This window comes from Arthrobacter sp. M4 (genome assembly GCF_020251205.1).
GTDB lineage: Bacteria > Actinomycetota > Actinomycetes > Actinomycetales > Micrococcaceae > Arthrobacter.
Genome location: NZ_JAIWYX010000014.1, coordinates 50,204 through 71,537 on the forward strand (window position 1 = coordinate 50,204; position 21,334 = coordinate 71,537).

Consider the following 21,334-nt stretch of genomic DNA (forward strand, 5'->3'; position numbering starts at 1 on the left):
GTTAAGGTGACCATGGAAGGGCACCGGACTATGTAGCCTTCGGCACGAACTCAGCCCTCCATCAACCTGCGCCGATGCTTGAGTTCCTTGATCCAGTCCCTGGTTTGGGCCGCGTTAAAAGGCGAGGCACCGGCGTCGAGATCTCCAGCCAGCGGCCCTGATGCCTTCAGTGCGATGTCCAGCACCGAATCGGCCGCGCGGGCCGGCAATCCAAGCCCTGCGGCCCACGTGAGGAAATGCTTGCGGGAGATGCCCGTCCGCTTCCCGCCGAGAGCAAGGGCCAACGTCTTGTCACCGTAGACCACTGTGGAGGGGATGTCGTATACGGGGGCAACTGTGTATTCAGTTGGTGCCCCGCCTTCGTCGTCGGCCCTCTGTGTGCTGGGAACCTCCACCATCGATACGTTTTTGGCGTGCAGGTCGCCGTTGCCAACCAGCCATGCAAAAGCTCCCTGGATGGCCAAGTTCCGCAGCGCCGGCAGGGGAGCTGCGCAATGTTCGGCCAAGGCATGGCATACCTGCTCGTACGGGATGCTGTATTTGTCGGCAGGGTACAGGCCCAGGATCTGCGCTCCGTCCTCCACGGCGAGCCGAAGCGGGGTACCACCGGCTGTGACCCGATCGAAGCGTTCCACCAACAGCCCGGCCCTGCCCTCCACGTCGTGCACCAACTCCACGCGGCTCACCGGGATCCGAAGCTTACGTGCGTAGCGGAACATCAGGAACTCGTTTTCCACCACAAAGGGGAATTCCGGGGCGTTCAGTTTGAGGATGTAGCGGCGTCCAGCCTGTGCCACAGGGAGCGAAATCATGCCCGCCGACAACTTGTCCTGCACACCTGCCAAGGCCACTGGGTCAATGAGTCCCGTGTCGCCCAACAGGGCGTCGAAGTCCAACGGCAGCTTACGGTCAATAACGACGGCGGCACCCCCTTCCGTGGGTGGCTCGCCGTGGGGGAGTGTCTGGACATCACCCACAGCGTCCCCGCCGGCCGCCATCAGCAAGGCGAGTTCGTCGTCGGCGCTCGCCTTCACTGCGCGGCGCAGTGTGTTGAGGCGCCGGCCCTCCGGCAACAGGCCGGTGAAGTACGGGGGCACGGCGCCGCTCGGCGTGAGAACGGGCTCAGGCGTGATCGGAAGCGTCGTGGCAACGGCGGGCAATCCGGCGTCGAGGTATTTGGGCAGGTAGCTGAAGCGGGTTCCGCCGCCCTGCCGCTCGATCCTGGCAGCCAGCACTCCGCGCTTCCAGACGTCGGCAATTCGGTGGTGCGTCATGGCAGCGGGTGGTTGTAGGCCTGGGGTTCCGCGTGCTGCGTTTCGGCAGGCGACTGGGCATGCCGTACGGTGAGTTCCAGGCCCAGGGTTCCGAGAACCGCGAGCAACGGCTCCAACTGGATGGTGGGCTTACCCTGTTCCACAAAACGGATGAACCGTTCGGAAACCCCGGCAAGATCCGCCACGTCGAGCTGGTTGAGGCCCAGGCTGATTCTGCGGCTTCTGACTTCGCTGCCAAGCGTTGAGCTAAAGGTGCCGTTGGCGGTGGTGCTCGGTTGGTTCATGGGCCCTCCGAAAGAGTGCTCAGTTGCGCAGAAGTATCGGCACGATCGTACCGATATGGCCATTTTGCACCTTTAGAACCCGGCTCGACAAGCCTTTGAGGAACAATTCGGAACGATCGTACCTATAAGTTCGCGGGGATTCTTTCCCTCGAATTCGCCGGAAACTTGCCAAGATGCCGGTGCTTGCCGAGATGCCGGAAACTTGCCGAGACGCCGGAAATTGCCGAGATGCCGGTGCTTGCCGAGATGCCGGTGCTTCCGAGACGAGCGCAAGTTTCAGCCGTTATGACAGGTTCCGGCGAATTCGGCAGTTCCGCGCGCTTAGCCGAACTTGGTTTCCAAGCGTTCCAACGCGGCTGCCCTGTGCCGGTGGCCTACAGCTTCGTCGATCCCAATGGCGACAGCGGGTCCCAGCATGATGACCAGCAAGCATACCGTTACGGGCACATTTACTGCGGCCAAGGCGATGCTCAGTGCCGAGCCAAGGACCACCAACCCGGTTGTCGTGAGGTGGAGCTTGTCCACGCCGACGAGTGAGCCATACACATAAGTCAGGGCCACCTTGTAGATCGCGACGGGCACAGCCACCGTGGCTACGGCCGCGGCAGCGCTGATGTGCGCTTCGTGGTCGATGTAATAGGCCAGGACGTGCAGGCCAGCCCCGGTGGCCGCGATCGCGGCGAAGACCACCATATGTCCGTAGCCGAAAATGAAAGATTTATCGCGTCGCAGGTGCAAAGCCCTCCCGGAGGGGAGGATGAAGTACACCCACCACATGGTGAAGGCTAAGCCGGTCCCACCCAGCCCAATTAGTGCGGTTTCCAAACTCAAACCGTGGAGGGCCACGATGGAGCGCAGGGTCTCGATCGCGCCGATCAGGCATTCACCGAACGTAATGATGGCCATCAGTCCATAGCGTTCCGAGATGTGATGCGCATGCCAAGGCGTTTTCGTCTTGCGCTCGGCAATAACAGGAATGGCCATTTCCATGACGAAAAGCGGACCGGAGAGTAGGAATGTGGTGGCGATGTCCGTCTTGACGAAGATTACGCCCACCCAAGCGAGTTGGACCACGGCCAGGTATCCGGCGTAGGTGAAGGCCACCTGCCGCCTCTCCGGGTCCTGCCGAGCTGCCCGGAGCCACTGGAAAATGAGGGCCACCCGCATCACCACGTACCCAATGATTATCACCTCGTTGTCCACTTGGCGGCCCTCCACCAGGGAATGGAACAGCGGCTCCAACCCCATGGCCAGGATGAGCACCCCAACCATCTGGATCATGGTGACGAGGCGGAAGATCCAGTCGTCGGTGTCGTAAGCGCTGGCAAACCAGGTGAAGTTGATCCACGCCCACACCACGGCGAACATCGCGAAGGAAAAGCCGAGGAGGCCTGCGCCGAAGTGGTCCTCGGCGGCGGCATGTGCGAACTGGCTGCCGGCAACGCTGAACGCGATAACGAAAGTGAGGTCGAAGAAAAGCTCCAGCGGTGTGGCCGTACGGTGTCTTTCGTGCGGATCCCGCCCACCCATACGTTCCAGGGAGTGCCGAAGGGGATTTGAGGACATGATCCTCAGGTTACCTCTGCGGAGGTCGGCCGGTTTAGCGGTGCAATTTGTGGGCACCCTAGTAATGGTTCCTGGCGGCGATAATGGTAAGTTGCTCGTGCTCTGCTACGTAAGCGAGCCTATGCTCATCGGTTGATGCGGCGCGACCAAACACCCGAGAGTTGGTGCTTGAGTGCTCCGGGTTTGCCGATAATCTCAAAGGATCTCGCGGGCAGTCTACGTTCGGGGACTCAGGCCCCTAACCCACCGCAACCTTGCGGGGTTCAAGCGATGGTACTCCTGCCCTCCAGCGCCACAGCAGCGCAATATAAGTGAGGTCAAACACGGTGCATAACGTTCCGAGGACCAGGACCAACGGCGATCCTTCCATTACCCCGAAGAGGATGGTCGGAGCCAGGGTACCGATCCACTTGGCAAAGGCAATCACCAGGCTTTGCCCTCGCGGACCACGACGAGCCACGAGCATGGCGATAAACAGGCCGGACATCAGCAGGTTCTGGAGGAATGCCGCATAGCGGGCAGCATCATGCCAGTCGAACTGCACCACAAAGAACCACTGCACCAATGCGGCCATCACCAGCAATAGCGTGGCCCATCCCGCAAAGAGGCCCCGACCGATAAACGCCGGCAATTCGGAACGGCCAAATCGCAGGAACGTGTAAACAATTACCAAGTCGGCCAGTCCCCAAATGAAATTGACCACGGTCTGGACGTCGGTGCCGTGGGAGAAACCATACCCCGTATAGAGGATTTCCCATGCGATGTTCAACGCCAGCGCGGCGGCCGGAATCGCATACGAACGGTCTCGGAAGCCTACTCGGATCGACTCGACATAGACCACCGACCACGCGATGCCGCTCAGCAGCGTCAGGAAGAGACTCATGTTCCTAGCCCTTCAAAACTGGTTCGCCTGTTCTGAACTGAAGTAATCCGCCTACACGCGGGCCAGAGCGTCGATATCCTCCAGGAACTCTGCCTGGACCTCTTCGCTGACGGTGGTACGGGTGTCGGCGATGGCATCCAGATAGTCCTGCGTTACCGGACCACGACGGCGGTTGGGCGCCAGCGTAACTCCCGCCCCAACGCCGCTTCCCCCGTTGTAGACGGCCTTCTCCAACGCACGCTGGGAGGCGCTGCGTGCCGCGAACTCGATGTCTGCCGGAGAGAAGCCCTGGGTGCGGTCCACAAGCAAGGCGATGTCGACGTCGTCCACCACTGTTGCGGGGATGAACCGCTCCCACATGGCCTGGCGCGCTTCGGCGTCGGGCAGTCCGATGGGGATTACGTAGTCGAAGCGGCCGTGGCGCAGGAACGCCGAGTCCAGGGCGCGGATGAAGTTGGTGGCGCAGACCAGCAGGCGGCCGGGCTGTTCACGGAACGCCGGGATGATCTTGAGGAGTTCATTGGTGACGCCCTGCAAGGGCGACGGCGGATCGCCGGCGCGTTGGGAGGCGATCTCTTCCACCTCGTCGATGAACACCACGGCGTGCTCCAGCTCGGAGATCTCCAGGAAGGTTTCGCGCAGGGCCCCCGCAAGTCCCTTGGGGTCTGAGGCAAGGCGGGACGGGAACACCTCGACAAACGGCCACTCGAGCCGCGAGGCGATGGCCTTCGCGAACGTCGTCTTCCCGGTGCCGGGAGGGCCGAACAGCACAACGGCGCGGGGCGGCACCACGCCGTACTCATCAGCAAGATCGGCTTCCGCGAGTGGCAGCACCAGCCGTCGCTCCAGCAGTTCCTTTTCGCGGCGCATGCCCGCCACGTTTTCCCAAAGGTCTCGGGCCAGGATACGTCCGCCCAGCTGGCTCAACGGCTCGAGCTCCTGCCTCTGCACCGGGATGGTCCGTTCGAAGTAGCGCAGGTTCTTCTTCACCACAAAGCCGCGGCCCAGAAAGGCCTCTACGCGGGTTTCGGTCTCCGGCATGAGCGCGGACAGTTTGTTGAGCCCATGCGGTGCCATTCGGTTCTCGACGGCGGCCAGCATCGACGTGCCGATCCCTCGCCCTCGGAACTCCGGGAGGGTCGCAAGGAAAACGATCCAGCCCTGGTCGTGGGCGGCACGTCCGACGGCGGCACCCACCACCTGCTCACCGACCACAGCCACCACGGCGTGGTCCTTGGCGCACGAGGCGAGCACCTCGGACAGCGCATAGACCGGGTCCACGTTGTTCGCCTTGAGGGATTCCCACAGGTGCAGGATCCCGTCCATGTCCGATGAATGGAAATCCCTGATGCGCCAGCTGGTCATGGCTTGTCTCCTTGCCGCAATCGTCTTTGAGAGCCTGATGTTGAGCTTAGGCGATCACGGTTGCGGAGGGGGTTGCGGTTGGGTTGCGTTACGGCAGGGAAGCCCCGATGACTATTCCCCCACAGGCGCGGCCCGGTGGAACTCCTGCCGCTGCTTTCCGAGACCCTCGACCTCCAGCTCCAGGACATCCCCGGGTTGCAAATATGGGAATCGGCCGCTCAAGGCGACGCCAGCCGGCGTGCCCGTGAGGATCACGTCCCCCGGTTCGAGCACCATGAACTGGCTAACGTGGTGCACCAGCGTTGGCACGTCGAAGATCAGGTCCGAGGTGGTGGAGTCCTGGCGGATCTCGCCGTTGACCCAGCTGCGGAGCCGCAACGAACCGGCGTCGAGCTCGTCGGCTGGAACCAGCCACGGACCAATTGGCGTCGATCCGGGCAGCGCTTTGCCCTTGGCCCACTGCCCGCCGGCTCCCGGCAGCTGGAGGCTCCGTTCAGACAGGTCGTTGCCCACCACGTACCCTGCAACGCATGCGGCGGCTTCTGTGCGGCTGCCCAGATAGGACGCCGTCCGGCCGATCACCACCCCGAGCTCCACTTCCCAGTCATAGGTGGTCGACGACGGCGGGATGGCGGCGGCGTCGAAGGGTCCGGCGACGGTATTGGACGGCTTCAGGAACACGATGGGAACCTCGGGTGTGGCCGCTCCGGATTCCGCGGCGTGGGCGGAGTAGTTCAAGCCGATGCCCACCACATTTCCAGGCCGGGCGATAGGGGATCCGATCCGTTGGCCCTCGGCCTCGAGCTCCGGCAATTCACCTGCCTCAAGAGCCGTACGCGTGCGCGTGATGCCGTCGGCTGCGAGGAATGTGCCGTCGATGTCCTGTGTCAGGCCAGCCAGGCTGTACAACTTCTCACTCCCGGAGCCGTCCGAGGCGATGACCACGGGCTGCTCGAGTCCAACGGCTCCCAGGCGGGCGAACTTCACGGTATCTCTCTCCTTTGAGGCAACGGACGCTACTTGCCACGCTACGCGGTGGCCGTCTGGCGTCGAAATGTGACCCGGCGCGGCACTGTCCTGACCTGCTTTGACGTGAGACGCGGACAAGACCCCGCGTGTCGCCGTCTAAAACGCCTCCTCGCTGCCCAAAGAGTTCAGGGCGGCACCCGCCTTAAAGCCCGACGGCGGCACCAAAGTTCCGTTGTAACGGAACCCGGGGCCGCCGTCGTACTCTGCGCCGGGGCTGGGCGCGTCAAAGGCGCGCTGGAAAGGCTAGCGGATTTCCTCGCCCTGGAGTGGACGGTTGGCGATCACCGGGGAGAGGCCCGTGAAGCCGTCGCGGGCTTCGGCGATCTCGTGGATCCGCTTACGGCAGGCGTACCAGCCCGCCACCATCAGGCCGCACGCGATCAAGGTGACCAGGAGGGTGAGCGGCGAATCGATGAACACCATCACCAGCACGCCCACAAGGAACAGTAGCGTCAAGTAGCCGGTGAATGGTGCGCCCGGCATCCGGAAGGCCGGCCGCTTGAGCCAGCCCTTGTCAGCCCAGCGCTTCAGCTGGATCTGGCAGAGGACAATTGTGGCCCAGGTGGAGATGATGCCCACCGAAGCGACATTCAGCACGATTTCGAAGGCGTCGGCCGGAACCAGGTAGTTCAGCGGAACACCCAGCAGGGAGACACCCGCCGTGATGGCGATGCCACCGTAGGGGACACCTGCCTTGTTCATGCGCTGGGCGAACTTCGGGGCGGAGCCAGCCACGGACATGGAGCGCAGGATGCGGCCGGTGGAGTACAGACCGGCGTTCAGCGAGGACAGGGAAGCGGTGAGGACCACCAGATTCATGATGGTGTCCACGCCCTCTACACCAATGGAGCCGAAGAACGTCACGAAGGGGCTGACGCCCTTCTGGTACGAAGTGAAGGGCAACAGCAGCGAGAGCAGGATGACCGAGCCGACGTAGAACACGGCGATACGGAAGACCACGGAGTTGATGGCCTTCGGCATGATCTTTTCCGGGTTCTGGGTTTCGCCTGCGGCTGTGCCGACCAGTTCAACGGAAGCGTAGGCGAACACGACGCCCTGCATGAGCAGGATCATCGGCATGATGCCGCTCGGGAAGATGCCACCGTTGTCCGCAATGAGGGAGAAGCCGGTGGGAGCGCCGGTGGGGGTGCCGAAGATGACGAACCAGATGCCCAGGACAAGGAAGGCCACCAAGGCAGCGACCTTGATCAGCGCGAACCAGAATTCCATTTCGCCGAAGACCTTCACCGAGACCAGATTCAGGCTCAGGACCACCACTAGCGCGATGAGGGCCCAGGCCCACTGCGGAACCGCGCCGATCCAGGGCACGTACCTGCCGAAGAAGTTCATGTAGATGGCCGCCGCCGTGATATCCACAATGGTGGTCATGGCCCAGTTGATCCAGTAGAACCAGCCCGAGGCGAAAGCGGCCTTTTCGCCGAAGAACTCACGGGCGTAGGAGACGAATGAGCCCGAGGACGGGCGGTGCAGGACGAGTTCGCCCAGTGCACGCAGGATCAGGAACACGAACGCACCGCAAATGGCGTACGCGAAGACCAGCGACGGGCCAGCCGCATTGAGGCGGCCGCCGGCGCCGAGGAAGAGGCCCGTGCCGATGGCGCCACCGATCGCGATCATCTGGATCTGACGGGGCTTGAGGTTCTTGTGGTAGCCCTTGTCCTCGGCGTGCAGCAGTTGCTCCGTGGCATGGGCCTGGGCTGGGACCGTATGGTCCGTAATTGGTTGGTTGCTCATTGGAATCCTTAGGGGTGTCCTGTGGTGCTTTGGTGCGGGGTTACTTGCTCAGGTTTGCGAGGCGTTCCGGGCTGAGCAGCTGTTCAAGCTGGTTAGCCGTGAGAAGCCCGTCTTCAAGCACCAGTTCGGCGACTCCGCGGCCGGTGGCGAGTGCCTTCTGGGCGATCGCGGTGGCGGAGGCGTAGCCAAGGTGCGGATTCAAGGCCGTGACCAGGCCGATGGACTGTTCCACGGTGAGTCGCAGGCGCTCGGTGTTGGCGGTGATGCCCCGGACACAGCGCGCCGTGAGTGTGCGGCAGGCGGCTTCCAGGTGGGAGATGCTCTTGTGGAGGCTGTGGACAATGATTGGTTCGAAAGCGTTGAGCTGGAGCTGCCCGGCTTCGGCGGCCATGGTGATAGTGACGTCGTTTCCGATCACTTCGTAGGCGACCTGGCTGACCACTTCCGGGATCACCGGGTTGATCTTGCCGGGCATGATTGACGAGCCGGACTGGACGGCCGGCAGGTTGATCTCCCCGAGCCCGGCACGTGGGCCGGAGGAGAGAAGTCGAAGGTCGTTGCAGATCTTCGACAGCTTGGTTGCGACGCGCTTAAGCACGCCGGAAAGGTGCACAAACGCGCCGACGTCCTGTGTCGCCTCGATGAGGTCGACGGCGGTGACCAGGGGAAGGCCGGTGATGTCGGCCAGGTGGCGGCAAGCCGCCTCGGCGTAGCCAGCGGGGGCGTTGAGTCCGGTGCCGATTGCCGTGGCGCCGAGGTTGATCTCGTGGATCAGGAGCTCGGCTTCGGCCAGCCGCTGGCGGTCTTCGCCGATAGTGACGGCGTAGGTGCCGAACTCCTGGCCGAGCGTCATGGGGACTGCGTCCTGGAGCTGTGTGCGGCCCATCTTGACGACAGTGCGGAACTCCATGGCCTTGGCGGCAAACGCGTCCTCAAGTTCGGTGAGGGCATCCAGGAGTCGCTTGATTCCGAAGATGGTCCCGAGCTTCACCGCCGTCGGGTACACGTCGTTGGTGGACTGGCTCAAGTTGACGTGGTCGTTGGGATGCAGGCGGGAATAGTCGCCTTTTGTGTGGCCGAGGATTTCCAACGCCCGGTTGGCGATCACCTCGTTTGCGTTCATGTTCGACGACGTCCCGGCACCGCCCTGGATGACGTCCACCTGGAACTGGTCGTTGAGTTTGCCGGCCATTACATCAGCGCAGGCCTGTTCGATCGCCTCAGAACGCCCCTCGTCGAGCAGCCCGAGCTCCCGGTTGGTGCGGGCTGCGGCGAGCTTCACGGCTGCCAGGCCACGGATCAGGTCCGGGTTGGAAGCCAGGGGATGGCCGGTGATGGGAAAGTTCTCGATGGCGCGCAGGGTATGCACGCCCCAGTAGGCTTCCGCGGGAACGTCCCTGTCCCCTAGGAGGTCATGCTCCGAGCGAAAAGGGCGCACGGAATCGTCAGCTGTCATGGCTGTCCTTTGAGTTGGTGCTTGCTTTGTTGGGGGAGTTAGTTCAGGTGGTTTTCGAGGATTTTCAGGTCCTCGACCAGGGAGTCGGCGGCGCGCAGGACGCCGACGGGCCGGCCTCCGCCCAGCACGGGCGGGCTGGCAAGCCCGGCCAGCGTGACGCCGTCGAGCCCTATGGACTCGAGTACACGGACGGTGACGGGCATGCGGGCGCGGTCGCCGCCGTCGGAGATTTTGATGGCCAGGCCGGTGCCGTCAGCCAGGCCGACCAGCTGGAGGCCCTCGAAGCCGTCCTTGGCGAGCAGGCCGGGCACTGCACGCATCAGTTCGGTGACGTCGCGGCCTTCGCCGGCAACCATCTCCGGATGTTTGCGCATGGCGTTCGCCACCCTGCCCTCAGCGCTGTCCGCAGGTGCTGATGCGAGACGGCCGTAGGCGCGGGCCATGCCGTGGAGGGTGTGCGCGAAGAGGGGAGTCCCGCAGCCATCGGTGCTCACTGCAGCGGCGTCTTCACCCGTGAGCTCGGTGATGGTGTCGCGGACCAGGACCTGGAGGGGGTGCTCGGGGTTGAGATAGCCCTGCACCGGCCAGCCGTTGATGACGCACACGGAGGCCATCGCTGCGTGTTTGCCCGAGCAGTTCTGCGCCAGTTGGGTTGATCCGTTGCCGGAGCGAAGCCATTCCTCGCGTTCAGCTGTGCCGTAGGGGAGATCCGTGCTGTTCTCCAGTGCGGATTCTTCCAGGCCGTGCAGCTTGAGGATCTGTCGGGATCCTTCCTGGTGCATTGCAGCGCCGGAGTGGCTTGCCGCCGCCAGGGCCAGGAGGTTGTCCGGAATGTCTAGTCCGGCGCGGACCAAGGCCACTGCCTGAAGGGGCTTGAGCGCGGAGCGCGGATACATCGGGGCGTCGGGTTCGCCGGCTTCCACCACGGTGGTTCCGTTCGGGGCGGTGGCGATGAGAGACCCGTAATGGACGCTTTCTACAAGCCCGTCGCGGGTGGTTTCCGCAAGCGGCACATGCCGGGGCGCGGTCAGCGTCCGGGCATGCGCGGGCAGGGTGGTGCTGGGGTGGGAGGGCATAGCTACTTTCAGTTGCCGTTGAGGATGGTGTCCAGGGCTTCACTAACGGCGCTCAAATGGTCGGCCATGGCTGCGCTGGCCGCCGCTGAGTCGCGGTTTTCGATGGCTTGGACGATCCGGACATGTTCCTCGTCCGAGACGTGTTGGCGGTCGGCCACCAAGTTGAGGGTTTCCGATTGGTGGGCCAGCGCATCGCGGATTTCAACGATGACGCTCTCGAAGACTTTGTTGCCGCTTGCGCGTGCGATTGCCGAGTGGAAGCTGGCGTCCAGGGCAACCCAGGCCTCGGGGTCATCCTCGGCCATCATGGCTTTGACGATGTCCTTGAGGTGCTCCAGGTCCTCTGGCGTCCTTCGTTGCGCCGCAAGTCCGGCGGCTGGGACTTCGATGTGCGGCCGGGCTTCGTTGAGGTCCCGGGCCGAATAGAGTCCGAGTTGAAGGTCGTTGGCCACGGAGGTTGCGACGACGAACGTGCCCCGGCCGGTCTTTGTGGCTGTGAGGCCGAGGGCCGTGACCGAGCGAAGGGCTTCGCGGATCACTGAGCGGCTGACCCCGTATTGGGCTGCGAGGTTGGCTTCGGAGCTGAGCTTGTCGCCAACCTCGTACTTACCGGATTCGATATCCAACCGGATCGCGTTGAACACTGCCTCGGCCGCAGACAGTCGAACGACGGGCGTGGATGCTGTTGGGGGACGGGCTTGCTCCCGAGCTTTGGTTCGCTCTGCGGCAGGCTGTCCTGCTGTCCGGCTGTCTGACAGGTTCACGCTTAAGAATATGGCACGGGTCACAGGCAGGTGTCAAAGCGGGATGGCACAGACCATTCTTTCAAGGACTTTGTGGCCTTTTTGCGTCTTCCTTGAGGTGCATGAGGCATCGTAGTGCACAGCCGCCGGCCATAGGGGTCTGGCAAAGGTGCCGGAGGCCGGTGGCGGTTGGAGATGGAAAGATGCGTACCAAAACTTCCCGCAGCAGGGCGCGTGAGGCAGCCCTGGCGCTCTTTGCTACGTGGACGCTGTTCTTCATGCTCGTTGCTGTGGGGTCAGAGTCACCGTTCCTTGCGCCAGGGATTGTCCACGACCCCGTTTTCCGCCATGTCCTGATGCACCTCTCTCCTGTGGCACTTGCTCTCTTTTTGCTGGCGGCAAATATGTGGCGTGCCCCGAAGTCCCCTGGCCGGTAGGGCCAACAAAGGGTCTGTCCCCGGTAGCACGCCGAAACTATGCTGGCCGCATGACTTTCATTGAGAATCTGGCTGACAAATTGTCCTCAATGGGTGTGCGGACCGCCTACGGAGATCCCGTGGAAGTCGACGGCCGCACTATCATCCCTGTTGCCGCGGTGTGGTCCGGCTTCGGCGGCGGCAGCTCGGAACAAGCCGGCGCGGAGGGCCTTGGCGGAGGAGGCGGCAGCATGGTCTGGCCGCTCGGCGTTTATCTCAAGGACGCGCAGTCCGGAGCCGTGGCGTTCAAAGCCAACACGGTGTCCCTTCTGGTTGCTGCCACCCCGGCGATCCTGGTTGCCGGAATGGTGCTGAAGGGCATCTTCAGACGGCGCCGCAGGTAGCCTGCCCCGACTCAGCGTGCCATTCATCCAGCAGATCAGGCGGGATATCGACGCCGGAGGTCGCCTGATCTGCTGGATGAACTCAGCTGCGTGGCTGCTTAGCGGGCCGCCAGTTCCCGAAGCCTCGACGCCACCTCCGAGGCGAGCGACGCGTCGGTGTGCTCATAAGCCACCGATGCCTGGCCAGGCGTGCCATCCCGATCCGCGGCCGGTCCCCTTCGGGCCGACAGATGGATGGCATCAACCCCGCTCAACGCCAGGTCCTCGAGGTCGCGCACACGAACTCCGCCGCCTGCCATGATCTGGACGGGCAGGTCCATTGCACGTGAGGCCTGAACCAGCGCCCGAAGAACAGGCAGGCCCGCCCGGCAATCCAGAGCGCCCCCGCTGGTCAGGACACGATCCACCCCGAGTTCAGAGAGGGTAGCCAGCAGATCCTCAACGGGAAAACCCGCAGCAAGCGCAGTATCCAGGGCCCGGTGGAACGTCACGTCACAGTCGGGAGCCTCCTCCCGGGCCGCCGCCACGAAACGAACCAGCGCGCCGGCGTCGATCTTGCCTCCGGGGGTAAGCGCCCCCACAACCACTCCGGATGCCCCGGCGCGCAACGCAGCCCGGACGTCGGCTTCGATCAACGAACACTCCTCGTCGGAGTACACAAAGCCGCCTGCCCGTGGCCGCACCAGTACGTGCACGGGAATCCCGGTTTCCACGGACTGCGAGACTGCGCCGATGCTTGGGGTCAGACCGCCCGTGGAACCGAGCGCCGCGCACAGTTCCACGCGCGAAGCCCCCACGTCTGCCGCGATCCGAGCCCCGGCTGCGTCCTGGACGGCGAACTCCAGTAGCGGTGCTGAGGGGTGCTTCCCTTCCGGGCCGGAACGGGAGGCGAATTCCGCTGCCAGGCCACCTGGCATCAGAAGGCCTGCCATGCCGGCTTGTTGTCCAGCGTGTGCCGGTAGTAGTCCGCGAACTTCAGCCGCGACGCGGCTGCCTCGTCCACCACCACCGTGACGTGCGGGTGCAGTTGCAGGACCGATGCGGGGCAGGCGGCCGCCAGGGGACCTTCGACGGCGGCCGCGATCGCATCCGCTTTCGCCTCGCCGAGGCCGATCAGCAGCAGATGCCGGGCATCCGTGATGGTCCCCAGGCCCTGGGTCAAAACGTGGTGCGGGACGTCGTCGAGAGAATCGAAGAACCGGGCGTTGTCCTGGCGCGTCTGCTCCGTCAGGGTTTTGACCCGCGTCCGCGAGGACAATGAGGACATTGGTTCGTTGAAGCCAACGTGCCCGTCGGTTCCAATACCAAGGATCTGCACGTCCACGCCTCCGGCGGAGGCGATGCTGCGGTCGTAACGGATTGCTTCCGCTGCCAAGTCTGGTGCCGCGCCGCCGGGGCTGTGGATCGACGACGGATCCAGGTCCACGTGGTCCGTGAACTCCCTGCGGATCACCGAGTGATAGGACTCTGGATGCTCCACTGGAAGGCCCACGTATTCATCCAGGAGGAAGGCTTGGGCCTCGGAATAGCTCAGTCCTTCCTCGCGGTGGCGACGGATCAGTTCCTTGTAGCTGGCCAGCGGTGTAGAGCCGGTGGCCAGGCCCAGGACCGCAGGGCCTCGGCGCACATAGCCTTCAATGATGTCCGCAACCGTGCGGGCCACGTGGTCGGAGTCCTCCCGGATGACGATCTCCATGGGCTTCTGGGTGTCCTTTCTTTGGTGGCTTTGTTGACGACCGGATTTACTTGGCTGCTTCGGTCTCCACGGTCACTTCGTCGTCTTCACGGCCCGGTGTGCGGATGTTCCAGCGCTTGATGACGAAGGAGAAGATGAAGTAATAGGCCGCCGCAAACACGAGCCCGATCGGTATCAGCAGCCAGGCATTCTGTGCCTTGCCGAAGTTCAGGACGTAGTCGATCAACCCTGCCGAGAACGTAAAGCCGGTGTGGATACCCAGGAAGTTCACCAGGGCAAGGGACAGGCCTGTCAGGACAGCGTGGATGACGTACAGCGGGAAGGCCACGAACATAAAGGAGTACTCCAGCGGTTCGGTGATGCCCGTGACGAAGGCCGTGAGCGCGGTGGAGAACATGATGCCGCCCACGATCTTCTTCTGCGAGGGCTTGGCGTGGCGCCAGATGGCCAGGGCTGCCGCGGGGAGGCCAAACATCATGATGGGGAAGAATCCTGTCATGAACGTGCCCGCGGTGGGGTCGCCGGCGAAGAAGCGGTTGAGGTCGCCGCGGACCACGTGGCCGGAAGCGTCGGTGTAATCGCCCACCAGGAACCAGACCACGGAGTTCAGGATGTGGTGCAGGCCGGCGGGGATCATCATGCGGTTGGTGAAGCCGTAAATCCCGCCTCCCAGGACTGTGTTTGCAGCCACGGTGTTGCCGATCCAGGAGAGCCCGGCGTTGAAGATCGGGTAGAGGAATGCCATCAGGACGCCAACAACCAAGCTGGTGACAGAGGTCAGGATCGGCACCAGGCGGCGGCCGCTGAAGAAGCCAAGGAAATCCGGGAGCTTGGTTCGGTAGAACTTTTGCCAGAGCGCGGCGGAGAAGAGGCCCACCACGATGCCGGCGAGGACGCCGTAGTTGATAAGGGCAGGCTTGCCCGCGGGATCGGTTTGTCCGGCGAGAACGATCGGTGACATGGCCTTGAAGACGCCATCCATCACCATGTAGCCGACGACGGCGGCCAGCGCCGTGGACCCGTCGGCCTTCTTGGCCCAGCCGATGGCGATGCCAACCGCGAAGATCAGCGGCAGCCAGCCGAACACCGCGTTGCCCGCGGCTTCGACCACAGTGGCCGCTTGCTCCCAGCCGGGAATTGCGCCGAGCAGGTCTTTCTGGCCAAGCCGGAGCAGGAGCCCGGCTGCGGGAAGAACGGCGATCGGCAGCATGAGGCTGCGGCCGAGTCGCTGCAGGACAGCGAAGACCGGATTGGTCTTCTTGGCGGTATCTGCCGAGAGTTCGGAAGTCATCACGGGTGCACCTTTGCGGGGTCGGGACTTGCGTTACGGGGGGACTGGGGCGGCGCCAGGATCTTCGGTGTTTTGGAAAGTTCTGTTGGAGCCGGGGGCTTGTGGACAGTGGTCTTTTGGAGGTACTGTCCGGTTATGACCAGTTCAGTTTCGGCGCATGCCGAGCCCCCTGTCAAGACGTGACAGGGAACTGATTTCGGATCACGCTGGAACAGCTACAAGCAAACCGGCCGGCAACGCAGCCGCCGGGTACCAAGAAGGAGCAGGGCTCATGTCCAAGGCAGAACAGATCATCGAAGGGCTCGGCGGCGCCGCGAACATCGTTGAGATCGAAGCGTGCATCACGCGTCTGCGGACGGAGGTGAAGGACGGTTCGCTGGTGAAGGAAAGCATCCTCAAGGGCGCCGGTGCGCATGGTGTGCTGAGCTCCGGCAACGTAGTCCAGGTGGTGGTTGGACCGGAAGCTGACACCCTGGCCGAGGACATCGAGGACCTTCTGTGAGCGCAGTTGAACTGACGGTCGCCTCCCCATTGAAGGGCATCGTTGTGCCGATCACCGACGTCCCGGATCCCGTCTTTTCCGGGCAGATGGTCGGCGCCGGGGCTGGCGTACTGCCAGCCGCCGATGGCGCGTTCGACGTCGTCGCCCCCGTTGCCGGCAAGATCGTCAAGCTCCTTCCGCACGCCTTTGTGATTGTCAACGCCAACGGCCGCGGCGTACTGACCCACGTCGGCATCGACACCGTGAAGCTGCAGGGCGAGGGCTTCGAATTGTTGGCCGCCAAGGGCGATTCGGTGGAGGCAGGCGCCCTCATTATGCGAGTCGACCCAACCGCCGCCGTCGCCGCCGGCTATTCGCTGGTGAGTCCCGTCGTCGTACTTGACTCAAAGGCTGATACTGCCAGCCTGCTCGTCACGGGAGCCGTCGACGCCGGAGCGCCCCTTTTTGCTTGGGCTCCGGCGACCGCTTGACCCACTGTGCGTCAATAGGGCCCGGCCGCCTAGCGCGGCCGGGCCCTTGGCGGTTGCGCCGGAACTAGGCTCGGACCTCCATGGCCAGCGTGTAGCGGTCCGAGCGGTACCAGGAGTGGGCATGTTCCACGGGGAACTCGCCGGAATACGATGTCCGGTCGAAGTGTAGGACAGGTGCTCCCGGCGGGGTGCCGAGCAGGACGGCAATATCGTCGGCTGCCCCTACGGCGCCCAAAGTCTGCTCTGCTCGGTCAATCGGATGCCCGAAGCGGTCCGCAAGCGCCCGGTAAATCGAGCCAGTCAGGTCAATCTCAAGCAGCCCATCGGCCCGCGCGGGGTCGTACCAGGCATCATCAACGCTCACCGGTCGGCCATCTGCCATGCGAAGGCGCTTGATGTGAAGGGCATCGGTGCCTTCCTCAAGCCGCAAGGCACGAACCGTTGCCGGCGGTGGCACGGCCCGCTCTGCCACGAGCACCAGGGTGGTGGGCTGGTGCCCCTGGGCCTGCATCTCCTCGGTGAAAGAGGCAAGGTGCAGGATGGATTGCATGGGCTGGCCGGAGACAAACGTGCCCTTGCCCTGGACGCGGACCAAATGCCCGTCGTTGACGAGTTGCCCAATCGCTTCCCGGACCGTGATTCGGCTGACGCCATACTCGTCCATGAGCTTGCGTTCGCTGGGCATGAGGTCGCCGGGCTCCAACTGTTCCTTGGCTAAATGCAGAAGGATATTGCGGAGTTGTTCGTGCTTGGGGACGTGGCTGTTGGGGTTGACCGCCAGCGTCGAATCGTGGGACGCCCTGGCTTTCTGCCCCGTTGCTCTTGGCACTCGGTGCCCCCTGTCTGCTTGGTCTGGATCGCGTAGGATTTCAGGCGCTGGTGATAGGACCATACCGGTCCGTACCACTTAGCCTATTCCATTCCGGACGCTCAAGGGCAGGTGCAGTGGAAAACCTCAGGCCAAAAACACCTGGCGGCCGGTGACAAGCGTGGGCGTGAGGCATATGAACATGTTCCGCTCGCCACCGGCCCACGGCTCCGGCATCGTCCTTCCCCACAAGTAGGTCAGCAGCTCCGGGTCTTCAACGCGGGAGGAAGAGCCGCTGGCCAGCACGGACCAACCCTCGCTGAGGTCTGCGCGGGACGCGTCAACCTGGAACGACGCGCGGGTATGGGGCACGGCCTCGCCGATGGAACCCCTCGAAGCCGTCCTGAAGTAGATTGCCCGGTTATGGACCAGGTAGTTCACCGGAAGGATCATCACCCGGCCCTCGAGCACAAAGCCGAAGCGGCCAGTGGACTGCGAGCCCAGCAGCTCCCAGCAACGGTTTTCGTCCAAATCCCTGTAGGTGTGGCGGGCGCCGTCGATGCGCGGGTTGGCGTCGGTGTCCGAGGAGTCCAAAGGAGTGGAGTCAGTGAAGTAGGTGTCCATGGTCCCGACGTTACGGTCCACTGGATCGGCCTGTTAGGGCCAAAGGTCCCTGTCCAATCGTTGACTGTCCCCGGCCTGCGCGGGAGAGTACGCTGGCCTCGATTCAGGCTCCCGGAAGCCGAAAATCCGGAGGCCACATTCCTGTTGAAAGGTGGTTGATGGACAGCCAAGGTTCCGCCAGTTCCCAAGGCGCCGGCGCCGCCGGTGTGCCGGGAACCGCCGCCCGCGTGCCGGGCGCCCGGATTGAGGACCTGCTCACGGACTTCCTGGACCGGGCCGGCGAGCTGCTTCAAGCTCAACAAAAGATGCGCAGCCTACTGCAAGCCGTGGTGGGCGTGGCGGAGGACCTCAGCCTGGACACGGTGCTCAACAGGGTGGTTTCTTCGGCATGCAGGCTTGTCCAAGCCAAGTACGGGGCCTTGGGTGTCATTGGCGAGGACCGCACGCTCAGTCATTTCATCACTGTGGGGATCGACGATGAACAGGCCAGGCTGATCGGACCCCGACCAAAGGGCCATGGCGTGCTGGGAGAGCTGATCAGCCACGCCGCTCCCCTGCGATTGCACGATCTCCGGGCCCACCCTAAGTCCTATGGCTTTCCCGCCAACCACCCGCCCATGACCACCTTCCTTGGCGTGCCTATCCGCGTGCGGGATGTGGTCTTCGGAAACCTGTACCTCACGGAAAAGGAAGACGGCGGGGACTTCACCCCGGAGGACGAGGATCTGGCGGTCGCCCTGGCCGCCGCCGCCGGCGTGGCCATTGAAAACGCCCGACTGTTCGAGGACGCCCGACGCCGTGCCAGCTGGCTGGAAGCAAGCATGGAGGTCACGGGCAGCGTCATGGGGCGGGAAGCTGAGGGCGGCCTTGACGATATCGCCGCCCGGGCATTGCAGGAATCCGGAGCCCAATTGGCCCTCATCCTGGTTCCCGCCTCCGATGCCTACTATCGGGTTGCCGGATCGGCGGGGGAGAGCGCTCTCCACGTTCCCGCCTTCCTCCAGCCGCTCGATGTTCCGGAGCTAAAAGCTGTTGTGGAGACCGGGTCCCCGGCGTCCCTTGGTGATTCTGCGCAGGTGTTGGGCCGCGTCGGGGACGCCTCGGCACTCGGGCCGCTTCTCGCCGTCGAACTCGGTGCCCAAGGCGCCCATCACGGCCTGTTGCTGCTCGCCCGGGCGAGCGGGGATTCATCGTTTCCGCGGACGGATGTGGAGATGGGCGCCGTGTTTGGGTCGCACGTTGCCTTGGCGCTGGAGCTGGCCCGCGCCCATCGGCTCCGGGAACAGCTGGCGGTCTTCCAGGACCGCGACCGCATCGCCCGGGACCTCCACGACGTGGTCATCCAGCGGCTTTTCGCCGCGGGGCTTAGCATCCAAAGCCTTCGGCGCTTTACGACGGCGGACCCCGCCCTGGAAAGGATCGACGCCGTCACTGCCGAGTTGGATGGCACCATCCGCGACCTTCGCAACACGATCTACTCACTGCGAAGCAGTGCGGCGGAGGCCGAACTTCTCAGCAGCAGACTGCTTAGGACAGTTCGCGCGGCGGGCCAGTCCCTCACCTTCTCGCCGCACCTGATCCTGAGCGGCGCGGTGGATGCGGTGGTGGATCCTTCCATTGTGGAGAACCTGCTTGCCGTGGTGACCGAGGGGCTCAGTAACGCGGTACGGCACTCGGAAGCGACTGCGATCGAAGTATCGGTGGCCGTTTCAGACGGCACGGTGTCCGTCACCGTCAAGGACAATGGTCGCGGCATCGGGTCCGGAAAGGGGTCTGGAACCGCCACACCGGGCCACGGCTTGGAGAACCTGCAGCAAAGGGCCCGGGAACTGGGCGGAACCTTCAGTGTGGGCCCCGCGCCCGGGCGGGGGACCGTACTCTCCTGGTCCGTGCCCGCAGCGGACGACGTCGGCAACCGCCCTAGCGGACGGATCTCGCCTGAGGCTCCGGCTGGGTGATAAAGACCGCAGCCTGTGTGCGGCGTTCGAATCCGAGCTTGGCCAGCAGCGAGGAAACATAATTCTTGACCGTCTTTTCGGCGAGGGCCATGCGTTCGCCGATTTGTCGGTTGGTCAATCCTTCGCCCACCAACTCCAGGACACGGCGCTCCTGGGGCGTCAGGGATGAGATTCGCGGGTCCACCTCCTGCGGCTCCACCAAGCCGTGCACTATGCGGGCCTTCACTTTGTCGTCGAAAAGTGATTCGCCGCGCGCCGCTGCGCGAATAGCCCCCAGAAGGTCCGTGCCGCCCAGTTCTTTCAGGACGTAGCCCGCAGCACCGGCCAAGACGGCGCCGCGAAGGGCCTGTTCGTCGTCGTAGCTGGTCAGGATGAGGCAGTTGAGCGACGGGTCGACGGAGCGCACATCGCGGCAGACCTCAATGCCGGTGCCATCCGGCAACCGGGCGTCCAAGATGGACACATCGGGCCGGAGCGCTGGAATGCGACGTGCCGCTTCCTCGGCAGATCCCGTGGAGCCGACCACCTCGAAGCCCTCGGGCTCAAGGAGCTCCTGAAGCCCCCTGCGGACGAGTTCGTGGTCGTCCAGGATGAATACCCGAATGCTCCGGGCTGGGGTCTCCATGATGCTCCTTCCGGCGGCTGGTCTGCCGCGTCTATTCGCCGGAGCGGGCCTCCTGGCCACCTCCGGCCTTGCAATTCTCGCCGCTGTCCAAAGCCTCAACAAGGGTCCTTGGTCCCGGGATGAATTCATGCCTGTTGACTATCGCGCACTCAGTTTGCAAAGACCACACTTGAATCAGAACCGATGATCAGGAGGGATCATGGTCGATACAGAAGAGCAGTATCACGGGAAGATCGTGGTTGGCGTAGATGGGTCTGAGGCATCCATTGAGGCACTCCGCCAGGCCAGGCGACTCGGGGAAGCCTTGGATGCGGAGGTGGTGGCCGTAGCCTTCTGGGAGTATCCGCAAACCTATATGAGCTACGTTTCCACGGCGTTTGAGGGCTTTGAAGAGAGGGCCGGCGAGATTCTCAAAGAAGCCGTGGACAAGGCCTTCGACTCTGACCTTCCAGCCAGCGTTACACCCCGGCTTCGCTTCGGCGCTGTCCGTCCTTCGCTCCTCGATGCAAGCAAGACGGCACTGATGATCGTTGTGGGACGGCGAGGTCACGGGGGCTTTGGCGGCATGCTGCTGGGCTCCGTCAGTTCGGCACTGGTTGCCCATGCCCACTGCCCAGTGTTGGTGGTGCATTCCTCGGAGACCTGATCCCGCCCCGGACCCAGCTAGCAGCAGCCGCCGACCAACCATTGCGACGGATACCCCCTAGGGGTATATTGCTTCGGGTATGCTGGTGGTGCTGCGAGCTGGGGGAGGGGGAGGAAACTGTGCGACGTCAGGTCTTTCGACGCACGCCGCTAACTAGACCCCTTCATCGCCTGCTCCGCACCGCAAGCCTGGCTGTCTTGGTGATGGCCGTGATCGCCGGAATTCTCGGCATGCACATCATCACCGGCTCGCACAGCATGACGGCAGCTGCGGCGTCCCCGGTGGCCGCCGTCGAACATTCCCATCACCCAGAGGCGCCAGTCACCCTCCCAGCCGGCCGCGCCGAGCGCGGCGGACAGGATGAGCGCGGCGGACACGTTGCCGGCCAGGATGAGCGCGGCGGACACGTTGCCGGCCAGGATGAGCGCGGCGGACACGTTGCCGGCCAGGATGAGCGCGGCGG

General features: G+C 63.8%; 24 protein-coding genes. 6 read left to right on the forward strand and 18 right to left on the reverse strand.

All coding sequences use genetic code 11. The annotated features are described in order from the left end of the window. Positions 1–50: 50 nt before the first annotated feature. The 11 genes from LD110_RS19070 to LD110_RS19120 all read right to left on the reverse strand — a co-directional run bounded on the left by LD110_RS19070 (position 51) and on the right by LD110_RS19120 (position 11,452). Positions 51–1,274 (reverse strand): type II toxin-antitoxin system HipA family toxin, encoded by a 1,224-nt coding sequence (locus LD110_RS19070; protein WP_225501140.1) that lies wholly within the window; start codon positions 1,272–1,274, stop codon positions 51–53. Next, positions 1,271–1,558: a helix-turn-helix transcriptional regulator gene (locus tag LD110_RS19075; RefSeq protein ID WP_225501142.1), complete on the reverse strand. Its 288-nt coding sequence runs from the start codon at positions 1,556–1,558 to the stop codon at positions 1,271–1,273. The genes LD110_RS19070 and LD110_RS19075 overlap by 4 nt, the downstream gene beginning before the upstream one ends. Positions 1,559–1,879: 321 nt before the next feature. Continuing rightward, complete coding sequence (locus tag LD110_RS19080; protein ID WP_225501144.1) at positions 1,880–3,124, reverse strand: low temperature requirement protein A; 1,245 nt, start codon at positions 3,122–3,124, stop codon at positions 1,880–1,882. A gap of 125 nt (positions 3,125–3,249) precedes the next feature. After that, positions 3,250–3,339 carry a type II toxin-antitoxin system YoeB family toxin gene (locus LD110_RS23960; RefSeq protein WP_308012460.1) on the reverse strand — a complete coding sequence of 30 codons (90 nt, stop codon included), beginning with the start codon at positions 3,337–3,339 and terminating at the stop codon, positions 3,250–3,252. Between the two features lie 23 nt (positions 3,340–3,362). Continuing rightward, the gene (locus tag LD110_RS19090) at positions 3,363–4,007 is read right to left on the reverse strand and encodes a hypothetical protein (RefSeq protein ID WP_225501146.1); all 645 of its coding nucleotides are present in this window, start codon (positions 4,005–4,007) and stop codon (positions 3,363–3,365) included. Between the two features lie 51 nt (positions 4,008–4,058). Further along, on the reverse strand, positions 4,059–5,372 hold the full coding sequence (locus LD110_RS19095) for an ATP-binding protein (RefSeq protein ID WP_225501148.1): 1,314 nt from the start codon (positions 5,370–5,372) through the stop codon (positions 4,059–4,061). Positions 5,373–5,483: 111 nt separating this feature from the next. After that, complete coding sequence (locus tag LD110_RS19100) at positions 5,484–6,359, reverse strand: fumarylacetoacetate hydrolase family protein (protein ID WP_225501150.1); 876 nt, start codon at positions 6,357–6,359, stop codon at positions 5,484–5,486. A 285-nt stretch (positions 6,360–6,644) separates the two neighbouring features. Next, positions 6,645–8,156 carry an amino acid permease gene (locus tag LD110_RS19105; protein WP_225501153.1) on the reverse strand — a complete coding sequence of 504 codons (1,512 nt, stop codon included), beginning with the start codon at positions 8,154–8,156 and terminating at the stop codon, positions 6,645–6,647. Positions 8,157–8,196: 40 nt separating this feature from the next. Then, positions 8,197–9,612 (reverse strand): aspartate ammonia-lyase, encoded by a 1,416-nt coding sequence (gene aspA / locus LD110_RS19110; RefSeq protein ID WP_225501155.1) that lies wholly within the window; start codon positions 9,610–9,612, stop codon positions 8,197–8,199. A gap of 38 nt (positions 9,613–9,650) precedes the next feature. After that, positions 9,651–10,688 carry an asparaginase gene (locus tag LD110_RS19115; RefSeq protein ID WP_225501157.1) on the reverse strand — a complete coding sequence of 346 codons (1,038 nt, stop codon included), beginning with the start codon at positions 10,686–10,688 and terminating at the stop codon, positions 9,651–9,653. A gap of 8 nt (positions 10,689–10,696) precedes the next feature. After that, a complete protein-coding gene (locus LD110_RS19120; protein WP_374200366.1) occupies positions 10,697–11,452 on the reverse strand; it encodes a FadR/GntR family transcriptional regulator in 756 nt (251 codons plus the stop codon). A gap of 182 nt (positions 11,453–11,634) precedes the next feature. Between LD110_RS19120 and LD110_RS19125 the strand changes: the two genes are divergently transcribed. Next, a complete protein-coding gene (locus LD110_RS19125; protein ID WP_225501159.1) occupies positions 11,635–11,868 on the forward strand; it encodes a hypothetical protein in 234 nt (77 codons plus the stop codon). Positions 11,869–11,918: 50 nt separating this feature from the next. Continuing rightward, positions 11,919–12,251, forward strand: a complete 333-nt coding sequence (locus LD110_RS19130) for a GerW family sporulation protein (RefSeq protein ID WP_225501161.1) — start codon at positions 11,919–11,921, stop codon at positions 12,249–12,251. Between the two features lie 98 nt (positions 12,252–12,349). Here the strand turns inward: LD110_RS19130 and LD110_RS19135 are convergent, their stop codons facing one another. Genes LD110_RS19135 through LD110_RS19145 form a run of 3 tightly spaced genes read right to left on the reverse strand, consistent with a single transcriptional unit; the run spans position 12,350 to position 15,241 of the window. Further along, entirely contained in the window at positions 12,350–13,183 is an 834-nt protein-coding gene (locus LD110_RS19135) for a copper homeostasis protein CutC (protein WP_225501163.1), read from the reverse strand. Continuing rightward, positions 13,168–13,947 (reverse strand): glucosamine-6-phosphate deaminase, encoded by a 780-nt coding sequence (gene nagB / locus LD110_RS19140; protein WP_225501164.1) that lies wholly within the window; start codon positions 13,945–13,947, stop codon positions 13,168–13,170. The genes LD110_RS19135 and nagB overlap by 16 nt, the downstream gene beginning before the upstream one ends. 46 nt (positions 13,948–13,993) lie before the next feature. After that, positions 13,994–15,241: a PTS transporter subunit EIIC gene (locus LD110_RS19145; RefSeq protein ID WP_225501166.1), complete on the reverse strand. Its 1,248-nt coding sequence runs from the start codon at positions 15,239–15,241 to the stop codon at positions 13,994–13,996. A gap of 268 nt (positions 15,242–15,509) precedes the next feature. On the opposite strand from LD110_RS19145, the gene LD110_RS19150 reads away from it, so the two are divergent. Both LD110_RS19150 and LD110_RS19155 read left to right on the forward strand, forming a co-directional pair. After that, a complete protein-coding gene (locus tag LD110_RS19150; RefSeq protein ID WP_225501168.1) occupies positions 15,510–15,740 on the forward strand; it encodes a glucose PTS transporter subunit EIIB in 231 nt (76 codons plus the stop codon). Continuing rightward, positions 15,737–16,210, forward strand: a complete 474-nt coding sequence (locus LD110_RS19155) for a PTS glucose transporter subunit IIA (RefSeq protein ID WP_225501170.1) — start codon at positions 15,737–15,739, stop codon at positions 16,208–16,210. Before LD110_RS19150 ends, LD110_RS19155 begins: the two co-directional genes overlap by 4 nt. A 64-nt stretch (positions 16,211–16,274) precedes the next feature. On the opposite strand, the gene LD110_RS19160 is transcribed toward LD110_RS19155, so the two are convergent. Together LD110_RS19160 and LD110_RS19165 are read right to left on the reverse strand one after the other, a co-directional pair. Further along, positions 16,275–17,039 carry a GntR family transcriptional regulator gene (locus LD110_RS19160; protein ID WP_225501172.1) on the reverse strand — a complete coding sequence of 255 codons (765 nt, stop codon included), beginning with the start codon at positions 17,037–17,039 and terminating at the stop codon, positions 16,275–16,277. Positions 17,040–17,165: 126 nt separating this feature from the next. Continuing rightward, positions 17,166–17,642 (reverse strand): pyridoxamine 5'-phosphate oxidase family protein, encoded by a 477-nt coding sequence (locus LD110_RS19165; RefSeq protein WP_225501174.1) that lies wholly within the window; start codon positions 17,640–17,642, stop codon positions 17,166–17,168. A 158-nt stretch (positions 17,643–17,800) separates the two neighbouring features. Here LD110_RS19165 and LD110_RS19170 point away from each other — a divergent pair, with 158 nt between their 5' ends. Beyond that, on the forward strand, positions 17,801–19,600 hold the full coding sequence (locus LD110_RS19170) for a GAF domain-containing sensor histidine kinase (RefSeq protein ID WP_225501176.1): 1,800 nt from the start codon (positions 17,801–17,803) through the stop codon (positions 19,598–19,600). Here the strand turns inward: LD110_RS19170 and LD110_RS19175 are convergent. Continuing rightward, positions 19,563–20,225, reverse strand: coding sequence for a response regulator transcription factor (locus LD110_RS19175; RefSeq protein ID WP_225501178.1), 663 nt, complete (start codon positions 20,223–20,225; stop codon positions 19,563–19,565). The two genes, LD110_RS19170 and LD110_RS19175, sit on opposite strands and share 38 nt — an antisense overlap. 199 nt (positions 20,226–20,424) lie before the next feature. Between LD110_RS19175 and LD110_RS19180 the strand changes: the two genes are divergently transcribed. Continuing rightward, entirely contained in the window at positions 20,425–20,871 is a 447-nt protein-coding gene (locus LD110_RS19180) for a universal stress protein (protein WP_225501180.1), read from the forward strand. 149 nt (positions 20,872–21,020) lie between these two features. Here the strand turns inward: LD110_RS19180 and LD110_RS19185 are convergent. Then, the coding region (locus tag LD110_RS19185; protein ID WP_225501181.1) for a hypothetical protein at positions 21,021–21,334 on the reverse strand (314 nt) is incomplete at its 5' end.